At 49.9% G+C, this 11,764-nt stretch carries 7 protein-coding genes; 2 read left to right on the top strand and 5 right to left on the bottom strand.

What is annotated here, in order from left to right; translation table 11 throughout:
* Positions 1–189: 189 nt before the first annotated feature.
* From C3V43_RS08375 to metG, 5 genes are read right to left on the bottom strand one after another with little or no spacing between them, the layout of a single operon-like run.
* Positions 190–1,104, bottom strand: coding sequence for a glycosyltransferase (locus C3V43_RS08375; RefSeq protein ID WP_106069418.1), 915 nt, complete (start codon positions 1,102–1,104; stop codon positions 190–192).
* A gap of 33 nt (positions 1,105–1,137) precedes the next feature.
* On the bottom strand, positions 1,138–2,130 hold the full coding sequence (locus C3V43_RS08370; RefSeq protein WP_106069417.1) for a glycosyltransferase family 8 protein: 993 nt from the start codon (positions 2,128–2,130) through the stop codon (positions 1,138–1,140).
* A 24-nt stretch (positions 2,131–2,154) separates the two neighbouring features.
* Complete coding sequence (locus C3V43_RS08365; RefSeq protein ID WP_106069416.1) at positions 2,155–3,087, bottom strand: beta-1,6-N-acetylglucosaminyltransferase; 933 nt, start codon at positions 3,085–3,087, stop codon at positions 2,155–2,157.
* Positions 3,084–4,529: an O-glycosylation flippase gene (locus tag C3V43_RS08360; RefSeq protein ID WP_106069415.1), complete on the bottom strand. Its 1,446-nt coding sequence runs from the start codon at positions 4,527–4,529 to the stop codon at positions 3,084–3,086. Before C3V43_RS08360 ends, C3V43_RS08365 begins: the two co-directional genes overlap by 4 nt.
* Before the next feature lie 12 nt (positions 4,530–4,541).
* The gene (gene metG / locus C3V43_RS08355; protein ID WP_106069414.1) at positions 4,542–6,584 is read right to left on the bottom strand and encodes a methionine--tRNA ligase; all 2,043 of its coding nucleotides are present in this window, start codon (positions 6,582–6,584) and stop codon (positions 4,542–4,544) included.
* 517 nt (positions 6,585–7,101) lie between these two features.
* Here metG and C3V43_RS08350 point away from each other — a divergent pair.
* Positions 7,102–9,477, top strand: a complete 2,376-nt coding sequence (locus C3V43_RS08350; protein ID WP_106069413.1) for an LruC domain-containing protein — start codon at positions 7,102–7,104, stop codon at positions 9,475–9,477.
* 148 nt (positions 9,478–9,625) lie between these two features.
* Complete coding sequence (locus tag C3V43_RS08345; RefSeq protein ID WP_106069412.1) at positions 9,626–11,695, top strand: acetate--CoA ligase family protein; 2,070 nt, start codon at positions 9,626–9,628, stop codon at positions 11,693–11,695.
* The last annotated feature ends 69 nt before the right edge of the window (positions 11,696–11,764 follow it).

Below are 11,764 nucleotides of genomic sequence, written 5' to 3'. Positions count from 1 at the left end.
GCAAAGGCTTGCAGCTGTCAAAACAGGAGGAGGGCGGCCGGCTTGAAAGGCTCTCTTCTGCCTAATCTCGCTGTAAACCGGTGCATTCAAGGAATATCTTGCCGACAGGATGCAGCCTCTCATCTTTAGCAAAAGCAACCGCCTATGCCGAATTCAGGTTAAAATAGGAGGGTAAGGCGAATGTTGCCTTCAGGCTCCGAAATCACCTTTCAGCGTGCGCTTGATTCGTCGCAGTGCCTTTGCCCAAAAACAGTTGGTACGATGGTAATAACGGGCAAAGCTCTGTCGTGCTTCCTCACATTCTTTTATAGGGCTGATTTTTACTACCGGAAGCGGTTCTGCCCGAAGCAACGAACTGTACAACCCGCCGCCGCCGCAGTTGGTGCCGCTGCCGTCGAATCCGTTGTTTTGTACGAGTGACCGGCCGACGTTCAGCGAGAGGATGTCCGCAAGAAACAGACTTGCGTTCCAACGAATGGCCCATGAATTGTTCTTCCCCTCGGTCTGTCGGCGCAGCATGCGGGTAAAGCCATACGTGCCGTCGAAATCGAAAATGCGGGTCAGCTTTCTGTCTTCAAGTTGTTGCAACAAGGCTTTGCCGTCGGGGTTGAAGTACTGCCATGCACGCTTCCACGTGGCCCACCCCCAGCTTCCTGTCCATTTGATGAGGAAAGTAGAGGGAAGAGAAGGGTCTTGCGTGAAATCGCACGCTTGGATATGCCCCACGTGCGGTTCGTCTTCGTAGACATTGAGTGCGTCGTTCATGAAGCGCAGAAAGTAGGGCGACACTATCAGGTCGTCTTCCAGTACGATGACCCGTCCGTAGCGGTTCACCTGTTCGGTGACGCCGGCTATGACGTTGGTTGCCAGTCCTTGATTTTCCGTGCGCTCTATCACTTCGACAGAAAGAAAGCCGGTGAGGGTGTGCAGGTAGCGACGCACCTCTGCTACGGTTTCTTGATCGGTGGAGTTGCGGGCGGCGTCCGAATAGACGAACAGACGGCTTTCGGCCGCTTCCTCATTGGTCAGCAGGCTTTCTATCAACTGCCGGGTATGCGTGGGGCGGTTGTAGGTGAAGAGCAGGATGGGTGCGTATTCTTTCATTGCTTCTGTTTTATGGATAGTCGATGCGGCGGCTTATGATGATTTGAGCAGCGATTTCTTCAAACTCTTTTTCAGGACGGCCGGAATAAGCCTTCCTATTTTCCGCTTGCTTTCCAAAGAGAATTGTCTTTCGATGGCTTTGCTCGCCAATAAATAGCATTTGTGCAGTTTGTTCTTTAGGTTTTCGTCTTTGGGACGGTAATGGGCGAAAGGGGTTTTCTTTAAGGTCTTCCACCATTTTTTCCTTTGAGGATGTACGGAAAGAACAGACCACGGCTTGACGGGGCCGATGAAATGGATGATGGCCGGCGATGCCTTTGCTTCCTTGACCTGCTCCCTGCCCCACACCCGCCTTGCAACGTCTTTTTCGACCGAATAATTCATGTTGTAGCGAGGATGGATATAGAGGGTTCTTCCTTGGCATATATGGTTCAAGGAATCTTGGTCGGGAGCAGCAATGACATTGTAGTGCGCACGTGTAAAGACGGCGACTTTTTCAAGCAGATCGATGGCTCTCAGTTCTTTCAGGTTCAAGAGGGTCACACCGGCATTGAAATACCAGTGTTCATCGTTTATATCCAGCGCCCGAATGAAATCGGGATGATAGATGCAGGCCGTATCTCTGGCCGCCGCAACACAGCAGGAAGAAATATCTGTATGAAACAACTCTGCCAGATTGTCCTGAACGATGGTGTCTCCGTCAATGTACAGAATCTTGTCCAATTGGGGCAGCAGGGTGGGCAGAAAAAGCCGTAGAAGTGTTGCTTTTCCGTGCCTGCTATCGGGAAATCCCTCGATTTGTTCACGCTTCACTTCCAAGGGGATGAACTTCTGCCTGTGCTTTTCGGTATAATCCGCAAGAAAGTTCAGGTCCTTCTCCTGTAGCGTCTTTTCTATGAAAAGCAGGTAGATGCAGACTGTTGCATCGGCATGATGGTCGAATATCGATTGAAGCAGCACCGTGATAGGTACGATATAATTTGAGTCGGCGGCTAAAGCTATGTGGATTTTGGCATCTTCTTTCATTTGTCTATATCTCGGTTTATGGCTTTATACGTTTTCAGAACTGTTTCGGGCGGAGGACCGACGGTTGGTTTCGATGGCTTCTACGAGGGTGTCCGACTCGCCGCTCACCACTTTCCGGCAGAACATCTTACCTGATTGCATCAGCATGGGCAGGTCTTTCAATGTCATGGTCTTTATGAACTCTCTATATACGATATAGTGCAGGGGAGTGAGTTTGGCAAGTCCGAGATACATTCCTTTGTATAACAGCGCATGTGAGGCAAAGGGCGAATTGAACACGATTGTCTGTATGCACAGCTCGCTGGGAATGAAACTTGTTTTGAAGTAGCGAATCATCCTCTTCTCAGCGCAAAGCTTTTCGTACACATAGCGGGCGCAGGGCAGGGTGATGGCCCAATAATCGGAACCGAAAAAGACGTCAGCCTTTTTGCCGCCTATCTTTGTGAAAGGCAGTTTCCTGAAAGGGAGCAGTTTCATCAGGTTGCGCGAAGCTACGATGAATTTGTTCTTCAACCAAAGGCTTGGACACCGCAGATCGCGGAAGAAGTGGTAGTAGACCACCTTGGCTATCTGCTGTCTGTCGGCAGATTCTGTCAGGTTCATTGCCATGATGAACTCCGTATCTTTGTGTGCATCAAAGTAGTTGTGAATCTCTTCGTTAGACCAAAGGGGATAGTCTTGCCCGCTTAGGCAGACGATGCGGCTGTAAGGTATATTGCTATGCAGCACGGCAGCCAGCAGCTCTTTTTGATATTTTACCTGTCCCCAGCCGCCCCAGCTCACCCGATGTCCGGGCACAAAGGTTGCTTTGTCTTTCAGCAGTTCCTTGAAAGGGCGGCTGTCCGCATTCCGGTCGATGTGTATGTAGAAATCGGCATCACCGGCTAACGCATCTACAAGGCGTGCCAGATGCGGCGCATCTTTATAGGCGGATATGATATAGGCAATGCGGCTCATAATTTCTTCTTTTTTAATAAGAACTCAATGCTTTCTCTGAAGATGACGGATTGCAGCTTCCATAAGGCCAGTGCATAAAGACCGGCTACGAACGTCATTTTCGTAATCATACTCAAATAAAGATTCCCGATAGGGCGGGTGATATAGTAGGCGGCTGCGACGAGTGCGGCAGACAGCAGCAGATAAGGAGAAATGTCTTTCAGCATATCACCTAACCTCAAATCTATTTCCCTTTTCACAAACCCGAACCATACGAACAGCCAGCCTATGTTGATTGCCACGAAGATGCGCAGCATCCATCCCAGTCCATAAGGATACATGGCACATACGGCAGCCAGTTGCAGCACGCTCAGGCCGATGGTGCTCCACATGTAGACGGAAGAGTGGCCTCGGCTGATGATAAGGTTGGAGAACAGGTTTATGATGGGGATGAACGCGCCCCAGACGCAGAGAACCTGCATGATGTAGACACTGTCTATCCACTTCTCGGTGATGGCGATGACAATAAGTTCCTTGGCCACGAGGCTTAGCCCGAACATGGTGGGAAAGGAGATGAAAGCCGTGAAGCGAAGCAATTTCCTGAACACGGCCAGCTGACGAGCCTTGTCATCGGACACGCGCGTAAAGACGGGTTGTGCAATGCCGTTTATCATGCCGGTGATCGTGGTATGCCCCATCCCGTTCCATTTGTTGGCTTGGGTAAAGTTGCCCACCTCCCGCTCGGAATAGAACTTACCCAGCAAGACGGAGAAGAGGTTGTTGTTGATTATCGTGAAGATGTTCGTTATGATCATCTTGCTACTGAAACCTATCATTTCTTTGATCGGGTTGAAGTCGAGCTGTGGTTTGGGACGCCAGTGAGAAAAATAGAAATTGAGTATCGTTACCATCGTGACGAAAGAAATGGTCTGCAAGGCAATACCCCAATAGGCAAAGCCGTTGGCTGCCAATATGATTCCGATACTTCCTGACACACATAAGCTGGAAATTGAGATAATGGTGGTTTCCTTTATCTTCAAGTTCCTGAAAAGATAAGCGCGCGGTGCAATGCTTAAGCTGGAAATGACAAAACTCAGGAACAAGAGCCGGGAAAGGGGAATCAGTTCGGGAGTCTTGTAAAAGTCCGCTATCAGCGGAGCAGCGAAGAAAAGCAGGATGTAAAGCGTGATGCTGCACAAAGTACTGAACCAGAATACTGCATTATAGTCTTTGTGCAAAGCATCTTTTCTGTTGGTCAGTGCGGAGATGAAACCGCCTTCTTGCAGGGCAGCGGCAATGGCAGAGAAAACTGTGAGCATGCCTACCATGCCATAATCCGAAACATCAAGCAGGCGAGCAAGCACGATTCCGAAGCCCAGATTCAGCAACTGCTGCATACCGTTGCTGAATCCTCCCCAGAATAGTCCTTTTGCTGTTTTTTCTTTCAGTGATGTTTCGTTCATAATCGTTTTTTCTTACTTCACCTCGCTGCCCGGCTTCACCTCTTTCAGCAACGAAGTCACTGCCAATGTGCCGTCATGGTTCTCGGCAGAGAGGATCATGCCTTCGCTCACCAAGCCGTTCTTGAATTGGCGCGGGGCAAGGTTGGCGATGAACAAGACCTGCTTGCCCACCAGTTCTTCCGGTGCATAGTGCTGTGCAATGCCGCTTACGATGGTGCGGTTTTCCAGTCCGTCGGCAATCTTGAACTTCAGCAGTTTCTTCATCTTGGGCACTACTTCGCACTCCAGCACCGTGCCTACGCGGATGTCCAGCTTCTCAAAGTCTTCGAAAGCGATGGCCGGCTTGATGGGATTGGCCTTGTAGTCCGACTCTTCGTTGGCTTTCTTGGTAGCCAGCAACTTGTCTACCTGTACTTGGATGAGGTCGTCCTCTATCTTCTCGAACAGTAGTTCGGGAGTGCCCAACCGGTGTCCTGCCGGCAGCAGGTCGGTGTGCCCCAGTTCGCTCCAGTCAAAGTTCTCTATGTTCAGCATGCTGCGCAGCTTTTCGCTGCTGAAAGGCAGGAACGGTTCGAAGGCAATGGCGAGGTTGGCCACTAATTGCAGGGAGATATTCAAGATGGTGCCTACACGTTCCATATCTGTTTTGGCAAGTTTCCACGGTTCGGTATCTGCCAGATATTTATTGCCGATGCGGGCAAGGTTCATGGCTTCTTTCTGTGCGTCGCGGAACTTGAATACATCAAGCAGCTGTTCCACTTGGGTCTTTACGTCGGCAAACTCTTTCAGCGTCTCGCGGTCGTAATCGTTCAGTATGCCCGCAGCAGGTACTTTGCCGTCGAAATATTTCTTGGTGAGTTGCAGGGCACGGTTCACGAAGTTGCCATACACGGCCACCAGCTCGTTGTTGTTGCGTGCCTGGAAGTCTTTCCACGTAAAGTCGTTGTCTTTCGTTTCGGGCGCATTGGCAGTGAGCACGTAGCGGAGCACATCCTGCTTGCCGGGGAAGTCGGCCAGATATTCGTGCAACCATACTGCCCAGTTGCGTGAGGTGGAAATCTTATCGCCCTCCAGATTCAGGAACTCGTTGCTCGGCACATTGTCGGGCAAGATGTAGCTCCCTTCGGCTTTCAGCATAGCGGGGAAGACGATGCAGTGGAACACGATGTTGTCTTTGCCGATGAAATGCACCAATCGGGTTTCGTGGTCTTTCCACCATTTCTCCCAAGAGTCGGGCAGCAACTCCTTGGTGTTGCTGATGTAGCCGATGGGGGCATCGAACCATACATACAGAACTTTGCCTTCGGCACCTTCCACGGGCACGGGGATGCCCCAGTCGAGGTCGCGGCTCACGGCACGGGGTTGCAAGCCCATGTCGAGCCAACTCTTGCACTGGCCGTAGACGTTGGGGCGCCATTCTTTATGTTCTTCCAGAATCCATTGGCGCAACCAAGCCTCGTGCTTGTCCAACGGCAGGTACCAATGCTTGGTTTCGCGCATTACGGGCTTGCTGCCGCTGATGGCACTCTTCGGATTGATAAGGTCTGTGGGGCTGAGACTGGTGCCGCATTTTTCGCATTGGTCGCCATAGGCTCCTTCGGAGTGGCAGTGAGGACATTCGCCGGTGATGTAGCGGTCGGCAAGGAACTGCTTGGCTTCCTCGTCGTAATATTGCATGCTGCTTTTCTCGATGAACTCGCCTTTGTCGTACAGTTTACGGAAGAATTCAGAAGCCGTTTCGTGGTGCGTTTTCGAGGTGGTGCGGCTATACACGTCGAACGAAATGCCGAACTCCTCGAACGATTTCTTGATGAGCGCATGGTAGCGGTCTACCACATCTTGCGGGCCGATGCCCTCTTTCTTGGCACGTATGGTGATGGGCACTCCGTGCTCGTCGCTTCCTCCAATGAAGACTACATCTTCTTTCTTCAGTCTCAGGTAGCGAACATAGATGTCGGCAGGTACATATACACCTGCAAGGTGTCCGATATGAACAGGGCCGTTGGCATACGGCAGAGCCGACGTCACGGTGGTACGTTTGAATTTCTTTTCCATATAATAGTCTATCTCTTTTGTTATGAACGCTTTTAGTGGTGCAAAGATAGCTATTTTCTGATAAAGTATGAATGTTCGTGTACAATCGTTTTTAGATTCTTATATATAATGTGTATAGCGAAATTTGTTACGGTTTATCGTAAGGGACTTTATGGGCTGTTGGTTGAAAACTACTCCGGAGTTCAAAAGCAAAGCTTGGGGATGAAAGGAGGAGTCTAAAAGTTGATTATTCTGGACTTTCTTCAGGGGCATCAGCCATTTAAAGTAAAATCGGAAAGTAAAAAATATAGCGAAACAGGACATCTATATGTCGACACGCTCTTTTTATCATTCAGATTGCGGTAAAATGGCCGTATTGGCTCCTATGTGCCTTTTATGGCTTTCTTTACGAGGAATTTAAGGCAGATATGTGTTAAATATACGGAAAAAAAGACGTTGTATTGAATAAACCTCTATATTTGTAGAAAAAATCTAGAGAGTTGTATTATTCGTTCTTTTTTTTAATCTATATCCGAGTATGAAAAAAATGAAATTTGGATTGATTGTGTTGATTGGCACCATGATGGTGGCGGCATGTAGTACAGACAATGATGTCTATAATCCAAAGGCTGATGCCCAGAAAAAAAATCCTTTGAAGCTTACCACGACGGATGACTTTACGTGGGAAAACTTGCAGAAAGTAGGCATTACGGTGAAAGTTGCCGACCAATATAGCGCAACTTATACCTATGGTGTGGAAGTGTTTGACAAGAACCCGATTACGGCCAAAGATGCGACATTGTTGGCACAAGGCACGGCTACGGGCAAGAAAGATTTCTTTGTATCCCTTGAAATAGGTAAAGGGACGAGTACTTTATTCGTAAGACAAACTTCTCCGACAGGTGTTAAATTGGTGAAATCGGCTGTGGTTGAAAGCACAACGGCGATCGTTGACTTCAATGAGAAATATACGGCTTCTGCCACTAAAGTGACACGTGCTAAATCGGACTGGACACTGCCGGCAACTCCTGCCGACAGCAACTTCCCTACCAGCGCACCTGCCGATGCACAGACCCCGAGCGGCAGCACCATTTCTGCCGCAGGAAACTATATTCTGACAAGCAGCGTAAGAAGCGTATCGGGCAGCAATGTCAATCTTTATGTAAATGGTAATGTGACTTTGTCATTCGGCAACGATGCAAACTCTTTCATTACCGGCAGCAACGTGAACATATACATCCTTCCGGGTGCCAAGTTGACCGTGGATGCACGCTATCGCTGGGTTCTTGAAGCAGAAAAGACCACAATATACGTAGGCGAAGGCGGACAACTGGTGAAAACAGGCGAATTCTCCGAAATAGGCCTGAAGAAAAACAGCACCATCTACAACCGCGGTAAGGTAGAACTCCGCCTCATCGAAGCGTCGGACAATGCCATATTATACAATCTGGCAACGGGCGAACTCAAATGCACCGGAAACAACTACGGAAAGTTGACTTTCTTTGGCAACAGCTTCTTCATCAACGATGGTACAGCTACTACCGACGAGTTCAATGAAGTGAGAGACGACCGTGCGGGTAATGTCTACAACTTCGGTACGATGAATGTTACGGGTATCACTCACGTCAGTGCCACCTATCCGGTGTGGGTGAACGAAGGAAAATGGACTACTGAGAACTTTGACTATGCGGAAAAAGCCCAGCCTGTAAATGTTATTAACAAATGCTATCTCACAGTAAAGAATAAGATGGAGGTATATGCCCTATTTACGGTAGATGCACACGGGAGCGTGGTGACCAAAGACCTGCTGATGACCAAGGGCGGTGTAAATTTACGTAGTGGTGCCTTGTTCCGTGTAAACGGTACGGCTGAATATAAACATGACGATGGTGTGTTCACGGGTGTGGGCGAGGAAAAAGCTCTTCTCATCATGAATTGTGCCACGACAAAAGCAAGCGCAGCCGTAGGCTCAAGCCAGTATCCGCATTACAGAGGAAATCTCGTGGTAGCATGCGATAATTATGTCGGTACTATGAATGTGACAACTGCCGGTGGCGCATTGCTGACAAGCGATGTTAACAACACGGGCGTAAACATTCCTGTTACTGAATGTAATCCCGGACATGTGGAAACACCTCCGGCACCGACTCCTGTTGATTATCAATATGCGGTTTCTTTCTCTGGCATCTATGCGATAGAGGACGAATGGCCTGATTTCGGCGACTATGACATGAATGATGCTGTAGTGAAATTGGTTCTCACCGCTTCCGGTAATGGTGCGGCATCGTCAGAAGCTGAAGCAAAAAATATTCCGCTGACAAAGGTAGATGTTACTGCTACATTTATGGCAGTGGGTGCGGAGAGAGATTTGGGCGCTTACGTACAGTTGGATAATGTTGTAAGCAGTGCCGCTACTTTGACGGGTGCTAATGGTATTGGGTTGGAAGGCGGTCAGAGCAAAGTTGTGTTGAAGCTCAACGAAAATATTGCCCGATTGTTGGGTGGTAAGTATGTAAACGTCATCGGAGAACGCTCCACTGCACGTTACAAAACCGTGACCGGCACGCTTTCCATTCCCGCCGGTATTCATGCTGCCGACATCAGTTTTGACAAGGTGAACTTCTTCATCACGGTGGGCGATGCCGGTACAGGTAAACGCAAAGAGGTGCATCTCAAGAATTTTGTTATGACAGATAAAGGAGCCTCCAGCGGCGATAGTTTCGCAGATAAGTATCAGACGGCCGATAATTTCGTATGGGGTATATGTGTTCCGGGTGAAAGCTATGATTGGCCTGACGAACGAGTATCCATCAAGGATGTCAATAACGATTTCGTCAATTGGGTGACATCGGGTGGTACGGCAGGCTTACAATGGTATAAGGCAAATGTCAACGAAAATGTGACAACTCCATAAGTATAGATTATAAAGAGATGTAAAGAGAGTGTGACAAGAGGTGAAGAAGTTCATGTCTTGCCACACTCTCTTTTTGGGTATCTCGTTTGTTTTTACGCATGGAAAATGTATATTTGTGCACGAATCGTGAACTTAATCCAAGCAAACTATGATAACAAACCAATTACTCAACCCCGGCAGCATTGTGGTGGTAGGAGCGTCCAACAACGCGCATAAGCCCGGAGGAGCCATCCTGAGAAACCTGATCAACGGCGGATATGCCGGCGAACTCCGTGCTGTGAACCCCAAAGAAACAGAAGTGCAGGGCGTTGCCGCCTTTGCCGATGTGAAAGATATTCCCGATACCGATTTGGCCATCCTTGCCATTCCAGCCCCGCTCTGTCCCGATGCCGTGGAGGTGCTCGCCGCCGAAAAGCAGGTGCGTGCTTTCATCATCCTGTCGGCAGGCTTCGGCGAAGAAACCCGCGAAGGGGCGTTACTCGAAAACCGCATACTGGATACGGTGAATAAGTACGGCGCATCGCTCATCGGCCCCAACTGCATCGGGTTGATGAACACTTGGCACCACAGCGTCTTCAGCCAGCCCATCCCGCAACTGCATTCGCAGGGAGTGGATCTGATCTCCAGTTCGGGAGCCACGGCGGTATTCATATTGGAGAGCGCGGTCACCAAAGGATTGCAGTTCAATTCCGTATGGTCGGTGGGCAATGCCAAGCAAATCGGCGTGGAAGACGTGCTGCAATACATGGACGAGCATTTCAATCCTGAAACGGACTCCAAGATAAAACTCCTTTATATAGAAAGCATCGGCGACCCTGATCGTATGCTGTTTCATGCCTCCTCGCTCATTCGCAAAGGATGCCGTATTGCGGCCATCAAGGCAGGCAGCAGCGAGAGCGGAAGCAGGGCTGCCAGTTCGCATACGGGTGCCATTGCCAGCAGCGATTCGGCCGTAGAGGCATTGTTCCGCAAGGCGGGGGTGGTGCGTTGCTACTCGCGCGAGGAGCTGACTACGGTGGGCTGTATCTTTACCCTGCCCGAACTGAAAGGGAAGAACTTTGCCATCATCACCCATGCCGGAGGGCCGGGCGTGATGCTGACCGATGCTTTGAGTAAAGGCGGACTGAATGTTCCTAAGTTGCAAGGCCCGGTGGCCGAGGAGTTGAAGAGCAAGCTTTATCCCGGTGCATCCGTAGGCAACCCCATCGACATTCTGGCCACGGGCACTCCGGAGCATCTGCGCTTGTGTCTGGATTATTGCGAGGAGAAGTTCGACGAGATTGATGCCGTGATGGCTATTTTCGGTACGCCGGGATTAGTGACGATGTTCGAGATGTACGATGTGCTGCACGAAAAGATGCAGACCTGCCGTAAACCGATTTTCCCCATCCTGCCTTCCATCAATACGGCGGGAGCCGAGGTGGATGCTTTTCTTGCCAAAGGGCATGTGAACTTTGCCGACGAGGTGACGCTGGGCACGGCACTTTCGCGCATCGTGAATGCTCCCCGTCCTGCCAATAATGAAATAGAATTGTTCGGAGTGGACGTTCCTCGCATACGCCGTATTATCGACTCCATTGCCGAAGACGGTTATATCGCTCCCCATTTGGTGCAGGCGTTGCTCCACTCGGCAGGCATTCCGGTGGTAGAGGAGTTCGTTTCGGACAAGAAAGAAGAAGTGCTTGCTTTTGCCCGTCGCACAGGTTTCCCGGTGGTGGCAAAGGTCGTAGGGCCGGTGCATAAGTCGGACGTGGGAGGCGTGGTGCTGAACATCAAGAGCGAGCAGCATCTGGCGTTGGAGTTCGACCGCATGATGCAGATTCCCGAAGCCCGCTCCGTCATGGCGCAACCCATGCTGAAGGGTACGGAACTGTTCATCGGCGCGAAGTATGAGGAGAAATTCGGCCACGTGGTGCTTTGCGGTTTGGGAGGTATTTTCGTGGAGGTGTTGAAGGATGTCTCTTCCGGTCTGGCACCGTTGTCATACGAAGAGGCCTACTCCATGATCCGTTCACTCCGTGCCTATAAAATCATCAAAGGTACACGCGGACAAAAGGGACTGAACGAGGATAAGTTTGCCGAGATCATCGTACGCCTATCCACTTTGTTGCGCTTTGCCACCGAAATCAAGGAGATGGACATCAATCCGCTGCTTGCCACAGACAAACAGGTGGTGGCGGTGGATGCGCGCATACGGGTAGAGAAAAAGCGGGAGTGACAAAAAATGCAGCCATCATGCAGTATTTGTTACCTTTGTACGTTTCATCGATATAATAGAAAAAAAGAA

The organism is Prevotella heparinolytica (assembly GCF_002998535.1).
GTDB lineage: Bacteria > Bacteroidota > Bacteroidia > Bacteroidales > Bacteroidaceae > Bacteroides > Bacteroides heparinolyticus.
This window is presented reverse-complemented; position numbering and strand designations above follow the sequence as displayed.

Excerpts from the sequence above, each read along its gene's own strand:
- C3V43_RS08375 (WP_106069418.1), bottom strand. The coding sequence starts at position 1,104 with ATGAAAGAATACGCACCCATCCTGCTCTTCACCTACAACCGCCCCACG.
- C3V43_RS08370 (WP_106069417.1), bottom strand. The coding sequence starts at position 2,130 with ATGAAAGAAGATGCCAAAATCCACATAGCTTTAGCCGCCGACTCAAAT.
- C3V43_RS08365 (WP_106069416.1), bottom strand. The coding sequence starts at position 3,087 with ATGAGCCGCATTGCCTATATCATATCCGCCTATAAAGATGCGCCGCAT.
- C3V43_RS08360 (WP_106069415.1), bottom strand. The coding sequence starts at position 4,529 with ATGAACGAAACATCACTGAAAGAAAAAACAGCAAAAGGACTATTCTGG.
- metG (WP_106069414.1), bottom strand. The coding sequence starts at position 6,584 with ATGGAAAAGAAATTCAAACGTACCACCGTGACGTCGGCTCTGCCGTAT.
- C3V43_RS08350 (WP_106069413.1), top strand. The coding sequence starts at position 7,102 with ATGAAAAAAATGAAATTTGGATTGATTGTGTTGATTGGCACCATGATG.
- C3V43_RS08345 (WP_106069412.1), top strand. The coding sequence starts at position 9,626 with ATGATAACAAACCAATTACTCAACCCCGGCAGCATTGTGGTGGTAGGA.